At 72.7% G+C, this 20,460-nt stretch carries 21 protein-coding genes; 17 read left to right on the top strand and 4 right to left on the bottom strand.

The features are described from left to right. The first annotated feature begins 94 nt into the window (after nt 1–94). The 4 genes from nusA (at nt 95) to rbfA (ending at nt 4,879) form a co-directional block, all read left to right on the top strand. Nucleotides 95–1,093 carry a transcription termination factor NusA gene (gene nusA / locus ACWEOH_RS00930; protein WP_452027429.1) on the top strand — a complete coding sequence of 333 codons (999 nt, stop codon included), beginning with the start codon at nt 95–97 and terminating at the stop codon, nt 1,091–1,093. A gap of 45 nt (nt 1,094–1,138) precedes the next feature. Continuing rightward, nucleotides 1,139–1,384, top strand: coding sequence for a YlxR family protein (locus tag ACWEOH_RS00925; RefSeq protein ID WP_452027428.1), 246 nt, complete (start codon nt 1,139–1,141; stop codon nt 1,382–1,384). An 87-nt stretch (nt 1,385–1,471) separates the two neighbouring features. Further along, nucleotides 1,472–4,228: a translation initiation factor IF-2 gene (gene infB, locus ACWEOH_RS00920; protein ID WP_452027427.1), complete on the top strand. Its 2,757-nt coding sequence runs from the start codon at nt 1,472–1,474 to the stop codon at nt 4,226–4,228. Between the two features lie 144 nt (nt 4,229–4,372). Next, the gene (rbfA, locus tag ACWEOH_RS00915) at nt 4,373–4,879 is read left to right on the top strand and encodes a 30S ribosome-binding factor RbfA (protein WP_452027425.1); all 507 of its coding nucleotides are present in this window, start codon (nt 4,373–4,375) and stop codon (nt 4,877–4,879) included. A 40-nt stretch (nt 4,880–4,919) separates the two neighbouring features. Here the strand turns inward: rbfA and ACWEOH_RS00910 are convergent, their stop codons facing one another. Then, on the bottom strand, nt 4,920–5,837 hold the full coding sequence (locus ACWEOH_RS00910; protein WP_452027423.1) for a LysR family transcriptional regulator: 918 nt from the start codon (nt 5,835–5,837) through the stop codon (nt 4,920–4,922). Between the two features lie 58 nt (nt 5,838–5,895). Next, nucleotides 5,896–6,786: an A/G-specific adenine glycosylase gene (locus tag ACWEOH_RS00905; protein ID WP_452027421.1), complete on the bottom strand. Its 891-nt coding sequence runs from the start codon at nt 6,784–6,786 to the stop codon at nt 5,896–5,898. A 47-nt stretch (nt 6,787–6,833) separates the two neighbouring features. Between ACWEOH_RS00905 and ACWEOH_RS00900 the strand changes: the two genes are divergently transcribed. Then, nucleotides 6,834–7,436, top strand: a complete 603-nt coding sequence (locus tag ACWEOH_RS00900) for a hypothetical protein (RefSeq protein WP_452027420.1) — start codon at nt 6,834–6,836, stop codon at nt 7,434–7,436. Nucleotides 7,437–7,440: 4 nt separating this feature from the next. On the opposite strand, the gene ACWEOH_RS00895 is transcribed toward ACWEOH_RS00900, so the two are convergent. Next, nucleotides 7,441–8,436: a ketopantoate reductase family protein gene (locus ACWEOH_RS00895; RefSeq protein ID WP_452027418.1), complete on the bottom strand. Its 996-nt coding sequence runs from the start codon at nt 8,434–8,436 to the stop codon at nt 7,441–7,443. 57 nt (nt 8,437–8,493) lie between these two features. On the opposite strand from ACWEOH_RS00895, the gene truB reads away from it, so the two are divergent. From truB to ACWEOH_RS00875, 4 genes are read left to right on the top strand one after another with little or no spacing between them, the layout of a single operon-like run. Continuing rightward, on the top strand, nt 8,494–9,402 hold the full coding sequence (gene truB, locus ACWEOH_RS00890; protein ID WP_452027416.1) for a tRNA pseudouridine(55) synthase TruB: 909 nt from the start codon (nt 8,494–8,496) through the stop codon (nt 9,400–9,402). Continuing rightward, nucleotides 9,399–9,767 carry a hypothetical protein gene (locus ACWEOH_RS00885; protein ID WP_148731824.1) on the top strand — a complete coding sequence of 123 codons (369 nt, stop codon included), beginning with the start codon at nt 9,399–9,401 and terminating at the stop codon, nt 9,765–9,767. Before truB ends, ACWEOH_RS00885 begins: the two co-directional genes overlap by 4 nt. Nucleotides 9,768–9,791: 24 nt before the next feature. Further along, entirely contained in the window at nt 9,792–10,280 is a 489-nt protein-coding gene (locus ACWEOH_RS00880) for a hypothetical protein (protein WP_452027413.1), read from the top strand. Next, nucleotides 10,277–11,209, top strand: a complete 933-nt coding sequence (locus ACWEOH_RS00875) for a bifunctional riboflavin kinase/FAD synthetase (RefSeq protein WP_452027412.1) — start codon at nt 10,277–10,279, stop codon at nt 11,207–11,209. Before ACWEOH_RS00880 ends, ACWEOH_RS00875 begins: the two co-directional genes overlap by 4 nt. A 23-nt stretch (nt 11,210–11,232) precedes the next feature. Here the strand turns inward: ACWEOH_RS00875 and ACWEOH_RS00870 are convergent, their stop codons facing one another. Beyond that, nucleotides 11,233–11,910, bottom strand: coding sequence for a hypothetical protein (locus ACWEOH_RS00870; protein WP_452027410.1), 678 nt, complete (start codon nt 11,908–11,910; stop codon nt 11,233–11,235). A gap of 23 nt (nt 11,911–11,933) precedes the next feature. On the opposite strand from ACWEOH_RS00870, the gene ACWEOH_RS00865 reads away from it, so the two are divergent. The 8 genes from ACWEOH_RS00865 to ACWEOH_RS00830 all read left to right on the top strand — a co-directional run bounded on the left by ACWEOH_RS00865 (nt 11,934) and on the right by ACWEOH_RS00830 (nt 20,454). Next, entirely contained in the window at nt 11,934–13,148 is a 1,215-nt protein-coding gene (locus ACWEOH_RS00865) for an MFS transporter (RefSeq protein ID WP_452027408.1), read from the top strand. Between the two features lie 124 nt (nt 13,149–13,272). Further along, complete coding sequence (locus ACWEOH_RS00860) at nt 13,273–14,217, top strand: sugar-binding transcriptional regulator (RefSeq protein ID WP_148731819.1); 945 nt, start codon at nt 13,273–13,275, stop codon at nt 14,215–14,217. A gap of 54 nt (nt 14,218–14,271) precedes the next feature. Beyond that, a complete protein-coding gene (deoC, locus tag ACWEOH_RS00855; RefSeq protein ID WP_148731818.1) occupies nt 14,272–15,279 on the top strand; it encodes a deoxyribose-phosphate aldolase in 1,008 nt (335 codons plus the stop codon). A gap of 17 nt (nt 15,280–15,296) precedes the next feature. Then, complete coding sequence (locus ACWEOH_RS00850; RefSeq protein ID WP_452027405.1) at nt 15,297–16,874, top strand: aldehyde dehydrogenase family protein; 1,578 nt, start codon at nt 15,297–15,299, stop codon at nt 16,872–16,874. Beyond that, nucleotides 16,871–17,731, top strand: coding sequence for an aldehyde dehydrogenase family protein (locus tag ACWEOH_RS00845; RefSeq protein WP_452027403.1), 861 nt, complete (start codon nt 16,871–16,873; stop codon nt 17,729–17,731). The genes ACWEOH_RS00850 and ACWEOH_RS00845 overlap by 4 nt, the downstream gene beginning before the upstream one ends. Before the next feature lie 2 nt (nt 17,732–17,733). Next, the gene (locus ACWEOH_RS00840; protein ID WP_452027401.1) at nt 17,734–17,973 is read left to right on the top strand and encodes a hypothetical protein; all 240 of its coding nucleotides are present in this window, start codon (nt 17,734–17,736) and stop codon (nt 17,971–17,973) included. Nucleotides 17,974–18,016: 43 nt separating this feature from the next. Next, the gene (locus tag ACWEOH_RS00835; RefSeq protein ID WP_452027400.1) at nt 18,017–19,495 is read left to right on the top strand and encodes an SDR family oxidoreductase; all 1,479 of its coding nucleotides are present in this window, start codon (nt 18,017–18,019) and stop codon (nt 19,493–19,495) included. A 77-nt stretch (nt 19,496–19,572) separates the two neighbouring features. Next, complete coding sequence (locus tag ACWEOH_RS00830) at nt 19,573–20,454, top strand: glycerophosphodiester phosphodiesterase (RefSeq protein ID WP_452027399.1); 882 nt, start codon at nt 19,573–19,575, stop codon at nt 20,452–20,454. The last annotated feature ends 6 nt before the right edge of the window (nt 20,455–20,460 follow it).

Here is a 20,460-nt window from a genome sequence, read left to right as displayed (position 1 = left end):
GCCGCGGATGACGGCCGTCCTGACATTCCGGTACGGTAGAGAGTCGTCCGCTCCGAGGGGAAGCGGCATGAGAGCTGAATAGAGGAGGCCGGCGATGGACATCGACCTCAGCGTGCTCCGCATGATGGAGCGCGAGAAGGAGATCCCGTTCGACGAACTGGTGGAGATCATCGAGCAGGCGATCCTCATGGCCTACTTGAAGCACACCAACCCCGGCCAGCACGGGCATGCGAACCCCACGGGCGCCCGCGCGCACCTCGACCGCAAGACGGGGCACGTCTCCATCTACGTGCCCGAGTACGACGAGGACGGCAACGTCGTCGGCGAAGCCGAGGACAGCCCGAGCGACTTCGGCCGCATCGCCGCGTTCGCCGCGAAGCAGGTCATCAACCAGCGCCTGCGCGACCTCGCCGACGACGCCGTGCTCGGCGAGTTCCGCGGCCGCGAGGGCGACATCGTCGCCGGCGTCATCCAGCAGGGCCCCAACCCGCGCATGGTGCACATCGACCTCGGCACGGTCGAGGCGATCCTGCCCCCCGAGGAGCAGGTGCCGGGCGAGGAGTACCCGCACGGCCAGCGCATCCGCGTCTACGTGACGAGCGTCGCGAAGGGCGCGAAAGGCCCGTCCATCACGGTGTCGCGCACCCACCCCGCGCTCGTGCGCAAGCTGTTCGCGCTCGAGGTCCCCGAGATCGCGTCGGGCGTCGTCGAGATCGTGTCGCTCGCCCGCGAGGCCGGGCACCGCACGAAGATCGCCGTGCGCGCGAACCAGCCGGGCGTCAACGCCAAGGGCGCCGCGATCGGCGAGCTCGGGCAGCGCGTGCGCGCGGTCACCGCCGAACTCGGCGCCGAGAAGATCGACATCGTCGACTGGTCGGACGACCTCGCGACCTTCGTCGCGAGCGCGCTCTCGCCCGCCAAGGTGACCAGCGCCTTCGTGATCGACGAGCAGACCCGCGCCGTGCGCGCCCTGGTGCCCGACTACCAGCTGTCCCTCGCCATCGGCAAGGAGGGCCAGAACGCGCGCCTCGCCGCCAAGCTGACCGGCGCGAAGATCGACATCCAGCCCGACTCGATCCTCGAGTCGAACTGACCCGCGAGCCGGGCGTCGCCGGGCCGCCTGGCGGGGAGGTGTAGGATGGAACCCGTCAGAACGTGCATCGGATGCCGTGCGCGTGCCCCGCGATCCTCGCTTCTGAGGGTCGTCTCCCAGAACTCCCACGTCGTAGCGGATGCTTCGGCCGTGCTTCCGGGGAGGGGCGCGTGGCTGCATCCGACGCTCGAGTGCTACCGGCTCGCCGTGCGGAAGCGCGCCTTCGGGCGCGCGCTGCGCATTCGCGGCGAGGTGGACACCAGCAACGTAGAGAACAGGCTGAACGGCTAATGGACAACTCATGAGCGGCTCGAAATGAGACCCGTCCGCCATTGATGGTCCGCCCCTGTCCGGGGGTGGGCCCGGAACAGGAGAGAAGTGGCTGCCAAACCACGCGTACACGAGATCGCATCCGAACTCGGTGTCGACAGCAAGATCGCCCTTGAGAAGCTCAAGGAGATGGGCGAGTACGTCAAGGGACCCTCGTCCAGCATCGAACCCCCCGTCGCCCGCAAGCTGCGGGCGGCGCTCGAGGCGGCAGGAGCCGCCGCGACGGCCGCGCCGGCGGCCACGGCCAAGCCCGCGACTGCGGCGAAGCCCGGCCCCAAGCCGGCGCCGAAGCCGGCACCCCAGGCCGCTCCGGCTGCGCCGGCCGCCGACGCGCCGATGACGGTCGCCGAGCGCCAGGCGCAGGCCGAGGAGAGGGCGGCGCAGGCCGCCGCCACGAAGCCCGCCGAGGCGCCCGCCGCACCTGCTGCAGCGGCATCCGACGTGGCCAAGCCGGCCGCGCCGAAGCCCAGCGGCGCGATTCCGCGCCCGGCCCCGCGCCCCGGCGCCCCGCGCCCCGGCAACAACCCGTTCTCGAGCTCGCAGGGCATGGGCTCGCGCCCGGCCCAGCCGCGCCCCGGGAACAACCCGTTCTCCAGCTCGCAGGGCATGGGCCAGCGTCCGAACCCGGGCAACATCCCGCGGCCGCAGGCTCCTCGCCCCGGCTCGCCCCGTCCCGGCGCACCCCGTCCCGGTGGTGCAGGCGGCGGTCGCCCCGGCGGCTTCCAGCGTCCCGGCGGTGCCGGCGGCGCCGGTGCCGGCGCGCGTCCCGGCGGTCCCGGCGGTGCCGGTGGCGGCTTCCAGCGTCCCGGCGGCGGCTTCGGCGGCCCGCGTCCCGCGGGCGGCGGCGGTCGTGGTCGCGGCCCCGGCGGCGGCACGGCAGGTGCGTTCGGTCGCGGCGGCGGCAAGTCCAAGGCCCGCAAGTCGAAGCGCACGAAGCGGCAGGAATTCGAGATGCGGGAGGCCCCGTCGCTGGGCGGCGTGAGCGTCCCTCGCGGCGACGGCAACACCGTCATCCGACTGCGTCGCGGCGCCTCCATCTCCGACTTCGCCGACAAGATCGACGCGAACCCCGGCTCGCTCGTCACGGTGCTCTTCCACCTCGGTGAGATGGCCACCGCGACCGAGTCGCTCGACGAGGCCACGTTCGAGGTCCTCGGCGCCGAGCTGGGCTACAAGATCCAGGTCGTCTCGCCCGAGGACGAGGACAAGGAGCTCCTCGAGGGCTTCGACATCGACCTCGACCAGGAGCTCGAGGACGAGACCGACGAGGTGCTCGAGCAGCGTCCTCCGGTCGTCACCGTCATGGGCCACGTCGACCACGGCAAGACGCGCCTCCTCGACGCGATCCGCAACGCCAACGTGGTGGCGGGCGAGGCCGGCGGCATCACCCAGCACATCGGTGCGTACCAGGTGCACACCGAGCACGAGGGCGTCGACCGGGCCATCACCTTCATCGACACCCCGGGTCACGAGGCGTTCACCGCCATGCGTGCCCGTGGTGCGCAGGTGACCGACATCGCGATCCTCGTGGTGGCGGCCGACGACGGCATCATGCCGCAGACGATCGAGGCGCTGAACCACGCGCAGTCGGCCAACGTGCCGATCGTGGTCGCGGTGAACAAGATCGACAAGCCCGACGCGAACCCCGCGAAGGTGCGCCAGCAGCTCACCGAGTTCGGCCTCGTGGCCGAGGAGTACGGCGGCGACGTGATGTTCGTCGACGTGTCGGCTCGCGAGAACATCGGCATCCAGGAGCTGCTCGACGCAGTGCTCCTCACCGCCGACGCCGGGCTCGACCTGCGCGCCAATCCCGACAAGGACGCGCGCGGCGTGGCCATCGAGGCGAAGCTCGACAAGGGCCGCGGCGCCGTGGCGACCGTGCTCATCCAGTCGGGCACGCTCCGGGTCGGCGACGCGATCGTGGCGGGCACCGCCTATGGCCGCGTGCGCGCCATGGCCGACGAGAACGGCGACCCCGTGGCCGCCGCGACCCCGTCGCGTCCGGTGCAGGTGCAGGGCCTCTCGACCGTCCCGCGTGCGGGCGACACCTTCCTCGTCACCGAGGAGGACCGCACCGCCCGCCAGATCGCCGAGAAGCGCGAGGCCGCCGAGCGCAACGCCCAGCTGGCCAAGGCTCGCAAGCGCATCTCGCTCGAGGACTTCACCCGTGCGCTCGAGGAGGGCAAGGTCGAGGCGCTCAACCTCATCATCAAGGGCGACGTGTCGGGTGCCGTGGAGGCGCTCGAGGAGTCGCTCATGAAGATCGAGGTCGACGACTCGGTGCAGCTGCGCATCCTCCACCGCGGTGTGGGTGCCGTCACCGAGAGCGACATCGACCTGGCGACGATCGACAACGCGATCGTCATCGGGTTCAACGTCCGCCCCGACGTGAAGGCGCGCGAGCGCGCCGCCCGCGAGGGCGTCGACGTGCGCTTCTACAACGTCATCTACAACGCGATCGACGACATCGAGAACTCGCTGAAGGGCATGCTCAAGCCCGAGTTCGAAGAGGTGCAGTCGGGTGTGGCCGAGATCCGCGAGGTGTTCCGCTCCTCGAAGTTCGGCAACATCGCCGGTGTCATCGTGCGGTCGGGAACGATCACGCGCAACGCCAAGGCGCGCGTCATCCGCGACGGCGTCGTGGTCGGCGACAACCTGGCCATCGAGTCGCTGCGCCGGTTCAAGGACGACGTCACCGAGGTCCGCACGGACTTCGAGGCGGGTATCGGCCTCGGCAAGTACAACGACATCCAGGTCGGCGACGAGATCGAGACGATCGAGCTGCGCGAGAAGCCTCGCGCGTAACTCGTGGTTCGCGGGGTCCCCGGTTCTTCTTCAGAGTGAAGAGCGGGGACCCCTACCCCGATTCACTCTGAAGAAGAACCGGAGACCCCGCTGATCGGATGCCGCGACTCGCGCATCTCGATCGAGGGGAGGAGGGCTGAGGAAATGGCCGACCCGCAGCGGGCTAGGAAGCTGGCCGACCGCATCAAGGAGATCGTCGCGCGCCGGCTCGACAAGGGGCTGCGCGACCCGCGACTCGGGTTCGTGACGATCACGGACGTCCGCGTCACGGGCGACCTGCAGCACGCGAGCATCTTCTACACCGTCTACGGCACCGACGAGGAGCGCCGCGACTCCGCTGCGGCCCTCAAGGCCGCGACGGGGATGCTGCGCACGGAGGTCGGGCGCAACATCACGGCGCGCCTCACCCCGTCGCTCGAGTTCATCGCCGACGCGATCCCCGAGAACGCCGAGCACATCGAGGAGCTCCTGCGCGAGGCACGCACCCGCGACGAGGAGGTCACGGCCCTCGCGTCGACGGCCGCGTATGCGGGCGACGCCGATCCGTACGTGAAGCCGCGCGACGTCGAGGACGACCTCGACGGGCTCGGCGAGATCGACGACGAGGCATCCGACCTCAGCGACGACGCCGAGCTCGGCGGCGCGCGCTAGCCGAAGCAACCCACCGCAGTGCGGCGCCTGCGGCGCCGGATCAGCCGCGCGGCCGTCCGAGGAGCTGATCCTCGACGGCCGCGATGCGCGCCCGCAGCGCCTCGATGAACGCGAGCGCCGTCGGCTGCCGCAGCGCCTCGGGGCGGCAGACGAGCCAGTAGGGCAGCCGCTGGTCGATCTCCCCGGGGAAGAGCCGCACGAGGTCCTCGTGCCGGTCGGCGAGGAACGCCGGCAGCAGGCCGAACCCGGCGCCGGCGCGGGTGGCGTCGACGTGAACGTACACGTTCGTGCTCGACACCGCGTCGACCATCTCGCGCGTGGGCCGTCGCGCCTCGTCGAGCGCGTCGACCTGCAGCATCGACTCGATGAAGTAGACGAGCGGCTCGCCGGCGAGGTCCACGGTCGACGCCGGCGTGCCGTGCCGGGCGAGGAAGTCGCGGCTCGCGTAGAGCCCCAGGGCGTAGTCGGCGAGGTGGATCGCCTCCGCGCGGTGCACGTGCGGGCGGCCGACCACGACCTCCAGGTCGACGCCGACGCGTTGCTGCGCCGCACGCCGCTGGGTCGCCACGATCTCGAGCGACACGTCGGGATGCTCCCGCCGCACCGCGGCGATCGCGGGCGACGCGATGAACCCGCTGAAGCCGTCGGTGGCGCTCAGCCGCACCACGCCCGACAGGCGCGCCCGGTCGGGCGCCAGCTCGCCGAGCGCGCGCTCGACGTTCTCGGCGGCCGCGATCGCGTGCTCGCCGAGCGGCGTGAGCACCCATCCTGCGGCGCCCCGGGCCAGCACGCGTCCGCCGAGGGCGTCCTCGAGCGCGGAGATCCGCCGCGCGATGGTCGTGTGGTTGAGCCCGAGCTCGGTGGCGGCCGCCGTGTAGCGGCCCGCCCGCGCGACGGCGAGCAGCACGAGGAGGTCGTCGGGGCTCGGCCGGCGCCCGGGCAGCGTCGTCACGGACATCCCTGCATCCTCGCACACCGAGCCGAGGCGCCCACGACCGATCCGGCGAGGGCCCGCCTCAGACGGAGGGCAGCCCCAAGCCGCCCTCCGCGTCCGCCACCGCGAGCCCGTCGGCGACGAGCCCGTCGATCGCGCGGTCGAGCTGCGCGGCATCCGCCCACAGGCCCGTGAGCTCGTCGCGCGCGACGGGGCGATGGGCCGCGCGGAGCTCGCGCATCACGAGCCCGCGCACCTGGCGGTCGGACCCCTCGAAGCGCGCCTGCGCGGCCTTGCGTGGACCGTCGTACGCCGGATACCCGGCCAGCCGCCAGGCACAGGATGCCGCGATGGGGCACGCGTCGCAGTCGGGCGAGCGCGCGGTGCAGACCGTGGCCCCGAGCTCCATCGCCGCCGCGTTGAACACTCGCGCCGCGGCATCCGATTCGGGCAGGAGCGCCGACATCTCGGTGAGGTCGCGCGCGGTCGACGGCGGGCCGGGCCGCGCCTGCCCGAGCACCGCCCGTGCGATGACGCGGCGGGTGTTGGTGTCGACCACCGGATGCCGCCTGCCGAACGCGAAGGCCGCGATCGCGCGTGCCGTGTAGGGGCCGATGCCGTGCAGCGCGAGGAGCGCGTCGAGGTCGTCGGGCACCTGGCCGCCGTGCCGCTCGACGATCTCGACCGCGGCGCGGTGCAGCCACAGCGCGCGGCGCGGGTAGCCGAGCCGGTCCCATGCGCGCACGGCCTCGGCCGGCGGCTCGGACGCGAGCGCGGCGGGCGTCGGCCAGCGCCGGATCCACGCCTCCCACTTCGGCACGACGCGCGCCACCTGCGTCTGCTGCAGCATGAACTCGCTCACGAGCACGGCCCACGGCGACACCTCGGCGGCCCGCCACGGCAGCGGCCGCGCGGCATCCGCGAACCAGGCGTTGAGCGCTGTCGCCAAGTCGGGGGAGGGCGGGCGCGGCATCCGGCCAGCCTATGCCCGGCCGGATGCCGCGCGGCTAGGCTCGGGCCATGGAGCTCGTCACCACGCCCCGCGTCACGTTCCTGCGAACGCTCGCCGACGAGATCCTCCAGCAGTACGGCCACGGACGCATGATCGTCGCGATCGACGGGCCGCTGCGCAGCGGCAAGACCGTCTTCGCCGACGACCTCGCGGCGGTGCTCCGCGAGCGCGGCCACCGCGTGTTCCGGGCGAGCATGGAGCGCTTCCACCGCTCGCGCGCGGCGCAGGCCGAGTACGGCGACGACACGCCGGAGCGCTACTACGGCTACGGGTTCGACGAGTCGGCGCTGCGCCGCGTGCTCGTCGAGCCGTTCCGCATGGGCGGGTCGACGGCGTTCGTCACGGCCGTCTTCGACCCCGCGCGCGATGCGTGGATCGCGCCGAAGTGGCTCACCGGCCCGGCCGACGCGATCCTCCTGCTCGACGGGCGCTTCGTGCTGCGCCCGCGGCTCGCCGACCTCTGGGACGTGCGGATCGCGCTCGACGGCGACCCGGTCGACCCGGCCGACGTCGTCGCCTACGCCGAGGCCGACCCGCGGCTCGTGGCGTCGGCCGTCATCGACGACCGCGACCCCGACCACCCGAAGCGGCGGTTCCTCGACAGCTGCTGACGCCTCAGTGCCGCACCTCGGCGAGCACCCGCTCGTCGGGCAGGAACTCGCCGATCCGCTCCACCTCGTGCACGAGCACGGTGAGCGCCTCGTTGACGGGCGCGTCGAGCTCGGCGAGGATCGCCTCGCGCACGACGGCGCCGTTGAGGTGGTCGACCTCGGTCGGCTGCCCGCGCCGCACGCTCTGCTGCGTCGAGCCGAGGTTGGGCACGTTGCCCATGCGCACGCCCATCATCCACGGCAGCACCTGCCCGATGGCCACGGGCACGCGGGCGAAGAGCCGCAGGCGCGCGTTCGAGAGTCCCTGCAGCGAGCCGAAGCGGATGCCGCGGGCGATGCCCACCCGCACGGTCTCGCGCATCGACGCGGCGACCACGCGCCGCAGGCGGCGGTCGTGCAGCACCTCCTGCACGCTGCGGCCCACGATCGCGGGCACCGCGTTGAGCATGTTCACGACGAGCTTCGTCCACTGCGCGCCGCGGAAGTCGTCGATCGCGATCACGGGCACCGCCTCGGAGAGGATGGCGGCGATGCGCCGGCTCTCGTCGTCGGCCGGGCCGTCGCCCCGGCCGAGGTAGCTCGCTGCGGTCGTGGTCACGCGCACGACGCCGGGCTCGGTGTAGTTCGCGGCGATGATCGAGAGCACGCCCACGCACGTCGAGTGCGGCAGGAACCGCTCGGCCGTCTGCACGCCGTCGAGCCCGTTCTGCACGACGACGACCGGTACGCCGTCGATGAGCTCGGCGTGGCGACCGAGTGCGAGCGGGGCGTCCTGCGCCTTCGTGCACAGCAGCACGAGCTCGGGTCGCCCGGTCAGCACCTCGACGGCGGCGACCCGTGCGTGCACCTCGCCGTACCCGCCCGAGAGCCGGATGCCGTCGGCTCGGATCGCCTCGAGCCCCGACCCGCGTGCCGTGACCTCCACGTCGTGGCCGGCGCGCGCCAGCAACGCGGCGAAGGTGCCTCCGAGCGCGCCCGCGCCGATGATGCCGATCCTCACCCTCCCAGCGTAGGTGCGGTGCCGCCCGCGTCCTGCCGCGCTGTTAGCCTGTACGGCGTGAACAGCGGCATCCTCCTCGTCGACAAGCCGCAGGGAATCACCAGCCACGACGTCGTCGCCCGGACGCGACGGCTGGCCGGCACCCGCAAGGTCGGGCATGCGGGCACCCTCGACCCCATGGCGACGGGCCTGCTCATCCTCGGCGTCGGGTCGGCGACCCGCCTGCTGCACCACCTCGTCGGGCTCGACAAGGAGTACCTCGCGACCATGCGGCTCGGCTGGGACACCACGACCGACGACGCCGAGGGGGAGCCGCTCGCCGCGGCATCCGCCGACCGTGTCGCCGCCGCCGACGAGGCGGTCGTGCGCGAGGCGATGCGAGCATGGACCGGCGACATCGAGCAGGTGCCGAGCACCGTGAGCGCCGTGAAGGTCGCCGGTCGCCGCGCCTACCAGCGGGCCCGCGACGGCGAGGCCGTCGAGCTGCAGGCGCGGCCCGTCACCGTCTCCGTCTTCGACCTCCTCGACCTGCGTCCCGGCGACGGATTCGTCGACGTCGACGTGCGCGTGGCGTGCTCGTCGGGCACCTACGTGCGCGCGCTCGCCCGCGACGTGGGCGCCGACCTCGGCACCGGCGGGCACCTCACCGCGCTGCGCCGCACGCGCATCGGTGCCTTCGAGGTCGCCGAGGCATCCGTGCTCGAGGGGCTCGAGGTCGCAGAGGTCATCCTGAGACCGGCGGATGCCGCGCGCCGCACGCTTCCCGTCGCCCCGATCAGCGCGCAGGAGGCCGTCGACCTCGGGCACGGCAAGCGCATCGCGACGCCCGCCGAGCTCGCGACGGCCACGAGCGGCACCCCGATCGCCGCGATCGACCCCGACGACCGGCTCGTCGCGATCGTCGAGCGGCGCGGTGCGGAGCTCAAGGTCGTCACCGGATTCCCGGCCGAGGAGGCGTCGGCATGATCGAGTGGTTCGCCTGGGTGCAGGTCGGCGTCGCAGTGGTCGCGGGCGTGCTGTGCCTCACGCTGGGCTTCGCGGGCCGCGTGCCGAGCGACCTCACGAACGGGGCCCTCGTGCTCGTGGAGCTGCTGCTGCTCGTGCAGCTCGTGGTCGCGCTCCTCGCGCCGCTGTTCGGCAACGAGCCGACGGGCAGCGTGCTCGAGTTCTACACGTACCTCGTGGGCGCGCTGCTGCTGCCGCCCGCCGCCGTGTTCTGGGCGCTGCTCGAGCGCAGCCGCTGGAGCACCGTCGTGCTCGGCGTGGCCGCGCTCAGCGTCGCCGTGATGGTCTACCGCATGCTGCAGATCTGGACCGTGCAGCAGGCGTAGCCGCGAATGAGAGAATCGAACGACATGACTGACGTGCGGAGTGCCCGGCCCGAGGCGGATCGCGGGCGGCGGATGAGCGGCATCGGGCGCGTGCTCGTGGCCGTCTACGGCGTGCTCGCGCTCGCCGCGGTCGGCCGCTCGTTCGTGCAGATCGCGACGAAGTTCGACGAGGCGCCGCTCGCGTACGCGCTCTCCGCGCTGGCGGCGGTGGTCTACGTCGTGGCGACCATCGCGCTCGTGCGATCGGGGCGCGGCTGGTACCGCATCGCGTGGGCGACGCTCGTGTTCGAGTTCACGGGCGTGGTCGTCATCGGCGCGCTGAGCGTCGTCTACCCCGAGCTGTTCCCGCACGACACGGTCTGGTCGTGGTTCGGGCGCGGCTACCTGTTCATCCCGCTCGTGCTGCCCGTGCTCGGCATGTGGTGGCTCGCGAAGCACCGTCCGGTGGCCGCGCAGGCGGCTCCGACGACCGACTCCGCGACCGGCACCGGCACGGGGGCGGATGCCGCGTGAAGACGTTCAAGGGCCTCGACGCGGTGCCCGAGGGCTTCGGCCCGAGCGCCGTCACGATCGGCAAGTTCGACGGCGTGCACAACGGCCATCGCGCGGTCATCGACCGCATCCGGCGCATCGCGGCCGCCGACGACCTCCGTTCGGTGGTCGTCACGTTCGACCGCAACCCCCTCGCGCTGCTCGCGCCCGACAAGTGCCCCGACCCGCTCGTGAGCGTGCGGCAGAAGCTCGAGCTGCTGGGCTCGACCGGCATCGACGCCACCCTGCTGCTCCCGTTCGACCGCGCGCTCGCCTCGGTGCCCGCGACCGAGTTCGTCGAGCGTGTGCTCGTCGACACGCTCGGCGCGAAGGCCGTGCTCGTGGGCCGCGACTTCCGCTACGGTGCGCGCGGCGCGGGCGACGTGAAGCTGCTGCAGGACCTCGGCCACACGTTCGGCTTCACGGTCGAGGTCGTCGACGACGTGGCGCCCGAAGACGGGCGCCGCGTGTCGTCGACCTGGATCCGCGAGCTGCTCGCCGACGGCGACGTGCGCCACGCCACGCGCCTGCTCGGGCACGCGCCGACGGTCTCGGGCATCGTCGTGCACGGCGCCAAGCGCGGCCGTGAGCTCGGATTCCCGACCGCGAACCTCACGCCCGAATCCGAGGGACTGATCCCGGCAGACGGCGTCTACGCGGGCTGGCTCACCGACGCGGGCACCCGGTACCCGGCGGCCATCTCGGTGGGCGACAACCCGACGTTCGAGGGCGTGCCGAAGAAGCAGGTCGAGGCCTACGTGCTCGACCGCGAGCTCGACCTCTACGACCACGTGGTCGACGTCGAGTTCGTCGAGCGCCTGCGCGGCATGGTCGCGTTCACGAGCATCCCCGACCTCATCGAGACGATGCACGGCGACGTCGATCGCGCGCGCGAGCTCCTCTCGGACTGAGGCGGGGCTCGGTCGCCGGACCGTCAGGCGTCGGCGCCGTCGCCGAGCTCGCCCGGCCGTGCGGGTCGCGGTGCCCGCGTGCCGATGCCGGCGAGGAAGCGGATGAGCTCGTGGGCCGTGCCGACGAGCACCGGTCCGTGCCCGATGGTCCACGCGGCATCCGTCGCATGGAGGCTGTGACCCGAGATCACCGCCTTGATCGGGGTGGGCGCAGCCGCGGCGCGGCGCAGCGCGACCGCCCCGGAGGCGAGCGGCGGGACGGCGATGGGGGAGCGGAGCGCGTCGCCGATGCGCACGGCGGCCACGACCGCGTCGTCGAGCTCGACGAGGCGCGTCGGCTGCGGGCGCTCGGTGATGGCGACGGCCCGGGCCTCGAGGGCGGCCGCGGCATCCGCCGGCCCCTCGAGCCGGACGTCGCTCGCCGGCGCACGGCCGCCCATGCCGAGCGCGTGCTGCGCCGACTCGAGCGCGCGCCGCGCGGGCGCCCGGTCGAAGCCCGCGACGAGCTCGGCCACGGCCTCGGCGACCGTCGTCGCGTCGTCGTCGGCGTGCGCCGTCCAGGCGTCGTCGCCGGCGCCGCGCAGGGCGGTCGCGATCGAGCGGAGGACCGTCGACGTGGGCTCGCGGCGGTCGCTCGTGACGCCGCGCTCGTCGACGCGCGGGCGCTGGCTCAGCGGCAGGTAGCGGGCGAAGTCGGCCACGCCTCCAGCCTAGACTCGTGTGGGTGAAGCCGACCGCGCCCCGTCCGCTCTGGGCCGGGCGGACGCTGGCGCTCATCGGCATCGTCCTCGTCGCGTTCAACCTTCGCACCGCGGTGGCGTCGCTCTCGCCGATCCTCACGATCCTCGAACGCGACGTGACGCTCGCGCCCGCGGCCGTCGGACTCCTCGGAATGCTGCCGCCGCTGTGCTACGCGATCTTCGGCATCCTGACGCCGCTCATCGCGAAGCGGTTCGACCTCGAGCCGACGCTCGTCGTCGCGCTCGCCGCCCTCACGGTCGGCCTGCTCGGCCGCGGCCTCGCGAGCGACGCGCTCTGGCTCGTGCTGGCGAGCACGCTCACGTTCGCGGCGATCGGCGTCGGCAACGTGCTGCTGCCCCCGCTCGTGAAGCGGTACTTCCCCGACCGGGTGGGCCTGCTCACGGCGGTCTACGTCACGGCCCTGTCGGTCAGCACGTTCGTGCCGCCCCTCGTCGCCGTGCCGGTGGCGGATGCCGCGGGCTGGCGCGTCTCGCTCGGCGAGTGGGCCCTCGTGGCGGTGCTGTCGCTCGTGCCGTGGATCGCGATCATGCTGCGTCCCCACGTCGACCAGGCGGCCGACCTGCCCGAGGAGGCGGAGCGCGGGCTGCTCCGCTATGCGGTGCGCTCGCCGCTCGCATGGGCGCTCGCGATCCTGTTCACGATCCCGGGCATCAACGCCTACGCGTTGTTCGCGTGGCTCCCGCCGATCCTGCACGACATCGCGGGCACGACCCCGGCCCAGGCCGGCGCGCTGCTCTCGCTGTTCGCCGCGATGGGGCTCCCGGCGAGCATCATCGTGCCGATCGTCGCGGCGCGCTGGGGCCACGTCAAGCTGCTCGTGGGCATCGCGATCCTGTCGTTCGTCGCGGGCTACCTCGGGCTGCTGCTCGCGCCGGCGACGGCGACCTGGCTCTGGGTCGCGCTCATCGGCAACGGCCCGCTGCTCTTCCCGCTCACGCTCGTGCTCGTCAACCTGCGCACCCGCACGCACGCGGGCTCGGTCGCGCTCTCGGGGTTCGTGCAGTCGGTCGGCTACCTCATCGTGGCGATCGGGCCGCTCGCCGTGGGCCTCCTGCACGAGGCCGTCGGCGGGTGGACGTGGCCGCTCCTCTTCCTGCTCGCGACGATCGTCCCCGCCGCGATCGCCGGCGTCGTCGCGGCGCGTCCGCGGTACTTCGAGGACGAGCGCGCCGGCTAGCGATCCGGGCGACGTGCGTCGGCGCGCGGCATCCGCTCACCTACTGCTCATATGAGCAGGATCGCCCGCGAGTGTTGCCGATGAGCGACGGCCTGCCTACGCTGGATGCGGCGAAGGGACACGTGTGGACGAGATCGACGAACTCCTCTCGATCCGGGCTGCCGAGCTCTACTACGAGGAGAACAAGACCCAGGACGAGATCGGCCAGGCGCTCCGGCTCACCCGCTGGAAGGTCGGGCGGCTGCTCGCGCAGGCCAAGCAGCGCGGGTTCATCCGCATCGAGATCCTGCATCCGCGGGCCCGTCGCCTGCCCATCGAGCGGCGGCTGCGCGACGAGCGCGGGCTCACCGACGCCATCGTGGTGTCGACCGCGGGCGTGCACTCGCCCGAGGAGCTGCAGGAGCGCACCGCGCAGGCGGCCGCCGACTACCTCACGGCGCTCCGGCCCGTGCCCCGAACGCTCGGCGTGAGCTGGGGCCGCACGCTCTTCGAGATCTCGCAGCACCTGCGCAACGGCTGGGCGACGGGCGTCAACGTCGTGCAGATCAACGGCGGGGTGAGCCTCAACCGCAGGGCCGGCACCGCCGCGGCCACCGCCGTGGGCATCGCGCAGAAGGGCGGCGGCAGCGCCACCCTGCTGCCGAGCCCCGCCATCCTCGAGCGCCTCGCGACGAAGGAGGCCATCGAGGCCGACCGCGTCGTCGCGGGCGTCATCGAGCTCGCCCGTTCGGCCGACGCCTACCTGTTCAGCGCGGGCGCCGCCGACCACAACTCCGTGCACGTCGAGAGCGGCTACCTCTCGGGCGCCGACGTCGACGTGCTCGTGCAGAAGGGGGCCGTCGGCGACGTCGTCGGCCGCTACATCGACTCCGACGGCAATATCGTCGATCCCGCACTCGACGCCCGCACGGTCGGACTCACGCTCGACGAGCTGCGCAGCTCGCCGCTCGCGATCGCCGTGATCGCGGGCGAGGCCAAGCACGCCGTCGCCGACGCGGTCGTGCGCTCGGGGCTCTGCTCGGTGCTCGTCACCGACGAGGCCACCGCCCTCCACCTCCTCGACGGCTGAGCTCCCGCGATCCGGGCCCGCACAGCACACCTCAACGAAAGCCAGGTCACCACCATGTCAGGCACCTCCCTCGTCACCGCCCGGGAGCGCGCGCTCGCGGTGCTCGGCGGCGAACCCGACGACGCCACGCTCGGACGCTACCTGCACGGCATCTCCGGCGTCGACGCCGTCGGCCTCGAGCAGCGCGCCGCGTCGCTCGCCACCCGATCGATCAAGACGTCGTCCAAGCGCTGGGCGCTCGACAAGATCATCACGCTCATCGACCTCACGACGCTCGAGGGCGCCGACACCCCCGGCAAGGTGCGCTCGCTCGTCGCCAAGGCGATGACTCCCGACCCGTCGGATGCCACGACCCCGCGCGTCGCCGCGGTGTGCGTGTACGGCGACATGGTGCCGTTCGCGATCGACGCGCTCGGCTCGGTGCACGGCGACCCCGACGACGGCCTCATCTCGGTCGCGGCCGTGGCCACCGCGTTCCCGAGCGGCCGCTCGTCGCTCGAGATCAAGCTCGCCGACACGGCCGAGGCCGTCGCCGCGGGTGCCGACGAGATCGACATGGTCATCGATCGGGGCGCGTTCCTCGCCGGCCGCTACGGCGAGGTGTTCGACCAGATCGCCGCCGTCAAGGAGGCGTGCCGCCGTCCCGACGGCACGAGCGCGAGCCTCAAGGTGATCCTCGAGACCGGCGAGCTCGTGACGTACGACAACGTGCGCCGCGCGTCGTGGCTCTCGATCCTCGCGGGCGGCGACTTCATCAAGACCTCCACGGGCAAGGTGCAGCCGGCGGCCACGCTTCCGGTCACGCTCCTCATGCTCGAGGTCGTGCGCGACTGGCACCTGATGACCGGCCAGCGCATCGGCGTGAAGCCCGCGGGCGGCATCCGCGCCTCGAAGGACGCGATCCGCTACCTCGTGACCGTCGCCGAGACGGTCGGCGAGGAGTGGCTCGTGCCGCACCTGTTCCGCTTCGGCGCGTCGAGCCTCCTCAACGACGTGCTGCTGCAGCGGCAGAAGATGACCACCGGACACTACTCCGGACCCGACTACGTGACGATCGACTGAGACGAGAGCACCGAACCATGAGCTTCCTCGAATACGCTCCCGCGCCCGAATCGCGGGCGATCCTCGACCTGCGCGACCGCTACGGCCTCTTCATCGACGGCGAGTTCGTCGACGGCCGCGGCACGCCCTTCCAGACCATCTCGCCCGCGACCGAGGAGCGCATCGCCGAGATCGCGAACGCGAACGAGGCGGATGTCGCCGACGCCGTCGCCGCGGCCCGGCGCGCCTACGACCGCACCTGGTCGCGCATGAGCGGCCGCGACCGCGGCAAGTACCTGTTCCGCATCGCCCGCCTCGTGCAGGAGCGCGCCCGCGAGCTCGCCGTCGCCGAGTCCCTCGACAACGGCAAGCCGATCAAGGAGTCGCGCGACGTCGACGTGCCGCTCGTGGCCGCGTGGTTCTTCTACTACGCGGGCTGGGCGGACAAGCTCGACCACGCGGGCCTCGGCGCCAACCCCCGCTCGCTCGGCGTCGCCGCGCAGGTCATCCCGTGGAACTTCCCCCTGCTCATGCTCGCGTGGAAGATCGCCCCGGCGCTCGCGGCGGGCAACACCGTGGTGCTGAAGCCGGCCGAGACCACGCCGCTCACGGCGCTGATCTTCGCCGAGATCCTGCAGCAGGCCGACCTGCCGCCCGGCGTCGTGAACATCATCACGGGCGCGGGCGACACGGGCGCCGCGCTGGTGTCGGCCGAGGGCGTCGACAAGGTCGCCTTCACGGGCTCGACCGCCGTGGGTCGTGCGATCGCCAAGGAGATCGCCGGCACCGACAAGAAGGCGACGCTCGAGCTCGGCGGCAAGGCCGCGAACATCGTGTTCGACGACGCGCCCATCGACCAGGCGATCGAGGGCATCGTCAACGGCATCTTCTTCAACCAGGGCCACGTGTGCTGCGCGGGTTCGCGGCTGCTCGTGCAGGAGAACATCCACGACGAGGTCGTCGAGCGGCTGAAGCTGCGCCTGTCGACGCTGCGCCTCGGCGACCCGCTCGACAAGAACACCGACATCGGCGCGATCAACTCGAAGGAGCAGCTCGAGCGCATCCGCGAGCTCTCCGACATCGGCGTCGCCGAGGGCGCCGACCGGTGGAGCGCGCCGTGCGAGATCCCCGAGAACGGGTTCTGGTACGCGCCGACGATCTTCACGGGCGTGCAGACGTCGAGCCGCATCGCGCGCGAGGAGATCTTCGGCCCGGTGCTGTCGGTGCTCACGTTCCGCACGCCGGCCGAGGCGATCGCCAAGGCGAACAACACCCCCTACGGCCTGTCGGCGGGCATCTGGACCGACAAGGGCAGCCGTATCCTCGCGGTCGCCGACCAGCTGCGCGCGGGTGTGATCTGGGCGAACACGTTCAACCGGTTCGACCCGTCGAGCCCGTTCGGCGGCTACAAGGAGTCGGGCTACGGGCGCGAGGGCGGCCGCCACGGCCTCGCCGCGTACCTGTCGCCGGCCCCGATCGGCCAGGCCGCGCTGTCGCGTCCCGCGTCGCGCGCTGCGGTCGAGCAGGCGGATGCCGCGGCCGCGCCGAAGGCCCGCCGGGCCGTCCGCTCCTCCGCCCGAACGACCAAGAACGCGACGAAGGGATCGAAGCGATGAGCCGCCTCGCCGTGCCGAAGACCTACAAGCTCTACATCAACGGCGCCTTCCCACGCAGCGAGTCGGGCCGCACCTACGAGGTCATGCGAGCCGACGGCGGGTTCCTCGCCAACGTCGCGAAGGCGTCCCGCAAGGACGCCCGCGATGCGGTCGTCGCGGCGCGCGGCGCCGTCGGCGGCTGGGGCGGCGCGACCGCCTACAACCGCGGGCAGGTGCTCTACCGCATCGCCGAGCTCCTCGAGGGCCGCCGGGCGCAGTTCGTCGCCGAGATCGAGGAGGCCGAGGGCGTCTCGCGCGCCGTCGCCTCCGCGCAGGTCGATGAGTCGATCGACCGGTGGGTCTGGTACGCGGGGTGGGCCGACAAGTTCGCCCAGGTCGTGGGCAACGCCAACCCCGTCGCCGGCCCCTACTTCAACATCTCGGTGCCCGAGCCCACCGGCGTCGTCGCGATCGTCGCGCCGCAGGACTCGTCGCTCCTCGGCTTCGTGTCGGCCATCGCGCCGGCGCTCGTCGCGGGCAACTCCGTGGTGGTCGTCGCGAGCGAGCGGTACCCGCTGTCGGCGATCAGCCTGGCCGAGGTGCTCGCCACGAGCGACGTGCCGAAGGGCGTCGTCAACGTGCTCACCGGCTCGACCGCCGAGATCGCGCCGTGGCTCGCGAGCCATAGCGACGTGAACGCGCTCGACCTCGTGGGTGCGGGCGACCTCGACTGGCTCGAGTTGGAGGTCTTGGCGGCCGACACCCTGAAGCGCGTGCTGCGCCCCGAGTCGGGCCCTGATGCCGCGGCACCGGCGCTCGGGCGGATCAGCGCGTTCACCGAGACGAAGACCGTCTGGCACACGAAGAGCCTGCGCTAGCCATGGCAGGACGCAACGGCGCGTCCGACGAACGGGGCCGCCTGGCGGCGGACCCGTTCGACTGGCGCGTGACCAAGCAGGGCGGGGTGCTCGTCTCCCGGGGCGGGCGCGTCGTCATGACGGTGGGCGGCGGCGACGCCGCCCGCCTCCTCGTCGCGCTGCAACGTGCGGACGATTCACAGGCGCAGCACCTCCTGGCCCGCGCGAGCGGCAACTATCGTCGAGGGAACGAACGGACCTGACGCCGCGCGTCCGTCGGCGGGGATCCACGACGGGGGGTGGCGCGTGCGAGTGCTCGTGACCGGCGCGACCGGCTACATCGGCGGTCGCCTGGTGCCTCGGCTGATCGGCGCGGGCCACGACGTGCGGGTCCTCGTGCGGCAGCCCGAGCGGCTGCGCGACGTGCCGTGGGCGGCATCCGTCGACGTCGTGGCCGGCGACCTCGGCGACCGCGCCGCCGTCGACCGTGCGATGGACGGTATCGAGGTCGTCTACTACCTCGTGCACTCGATGGGCGGTCGCGGCGACTTCGAGTCGGTCGAGCTCGCCATCGCGCGGAACGTGGCGGCCGCTGCCAGCGAGCACGGCGTCGGCCGCATCGTGTACCTCGGCGGCCTGCACCCCGAGGGCGTGCGCCTGTCGCGCCACCTGCGCTCGCGCGCGGAGGTGGGAGAGGTCCTGCTCCGCTCGGGCGTGCCGACGATCGTGCTGCAGGCGGGCGTCATCATCGGGTCGGGCTCGACGTCGTTCGAGATGATCCGCCACCTCACCGAGGTACTGCCCTACATGCCGGCGCCGCGTTGGGTGCGCAGTCGTATCCAGCCCATCGCCGTGCGCGACGTGCTGCACTACCTGATCCGCGCGACCGAGGTGCCCGCCGAGGTGAACCGGGCGTTCGACATCGGCGGCCCCGACGTGTACCGCTACGGCCAGCTCATGAACGGCTACGCCGTGGAGGCCGGGCTGCCGCAGCGGCCGATCGCGGCGCTGCCCGTGCTCACGCCGTGGCTCGCGGGGCAGTGGGTGAACCTCGTGACGCCGATCCCGCGACGACTCGCGATCCCGATCATCGAGTCGCTGCAATACGACTGCGTCATGCGCGACCACGACATCGACGCGGTCATCCCGCCGCCCGCCGAAGGGCTCCTGCCGTACCGCAGGGCGGTGCGGCTCGCGCTCGAGCGCGAGCGGGCGGGCGAGGTGGAGACGAGCTGGCGCAATGCGGAGGTGCTCGGGGCGCCGAGCGACCCGCTGCCGAGCGACCCCGAGTGGGCGGGACACACCGTCTACGTCGACGAGCGCGAGCAGCGCTCGACGGCCCCGGCCGCCGACGTCTGGCGCGTCATCGAGGGCGTCGGCGGCGAGAACGGCTGGTACTCGTTCCCGCTGCTGTGGGCGATCCGCGGCTGGATCGACCGGCTCTTCGGCGGCGTCGGGCTGCAGCGCGGGCGACGCGACGCCGACGAGCTCCACGTGGGCGATGCGGTGGACTTCTGGCGCGTCGAGGCGATCGACCGGGGAAGGTTCCTGCGGCTCCGCGCCGAGATGCGCGTGCCGGGCCGGGCCTGGCTCGAGCTCTCGACGAACGACGTCGACGGCGGATCCGACTACGGCCAGCGCGCGGTGTTCTTCCCGAAGGGCCTCTCGGGGCGCCTGTACTGGTGGGCGATCGTGCCGTTCCACGACGTCATCTTCTCGGGCATGGCGAACCGCATCACGGCCGAGGCGGAGGCCGCGACGCGGGCCCGCGAACGGGGGAGGTAACGAAACGGTAACGATGCTGCTAGGGTGACGGGCACCGTCGCGCAAGGACGCGCGCACGGTGGAAAGGCCCGACGCCCGTGACCCGAACCCTCCGCCGCGCCGTGCGCATCTCCTGCGCGCTCGTCGGCACCGTCGCGACCGCTGCCCTGCTCATCGTCGCCGCGACGCCCACCACCGCCTCGGCCGTCGACGTGTTCGGGGCGCTCCGGCTCCCCGGCGAGGCGGCGTTCATCGTCGGCCACCGCGGCGACCGCGCCGAGGCTCCCGAGAACACGATGCCCTCGCTCGAGCTCGCGATGGACGACCTCGCGTTCGTCGAGACGGACGTGCAGCTGAGCCGCGACGGCGTGCCCGTGCTGTTCCACGACATCACGCTCGAGCGGATCACCGGTGACCGGCGCACCGTCGGCGACCTCGACCTCGCCGCGCTCCGGCGGCTCGACGTCGGCGAGTGGTACGGGCGGGACCACGCGGGGGAGCGGATGCCCACGCTCGACGAGTTCCTCGCCGCGCTCGCCGAGCGCGAGACCGCGCGTGCCCTCGTCGAGCTGAAGGCCGACTGGCGGCCCGACGAGGTGCGCCGGGTCGTCGACCTCGTCGAGCGGCACGAGCTGCGCGGCCGCGTCGTGCTGCAGAGCTTCAGCCTCGAGACGCTGTTCTCCGTGCAGCAGGTGTCGCCGACGACGCCGCGCATCATGCTCATCCGTGAGCTGCCCGCGGACCCGGTGCCGCTGGCCGAGCGGCTCGGGGTGATCGGATTCGGGACCACTGCGGCATCCGTCACCGACGTGCCCGGTGCGCTCGACGCGGCCCACGCGGCCGGCATCGCGGTGCTCTGCTACACGCTGAACTCGCACGAGCGGTGGGAGGAGGTGAGCGCGCTCGGCGTCGACGGCATCATCACCGACCAGCCGAGCGAGCTCGACGAGTGGCTGGCGGTCACCGCGCCGGGCACCTGATCCGTC

The organism is Agromyces sp. NPDC004153 (genome assembly GCF_053603635.1).
Note: the sequence above shows the minus strand (reverse complement) of the source record. Positions and strands in the feature narration are given on the sequence as shown.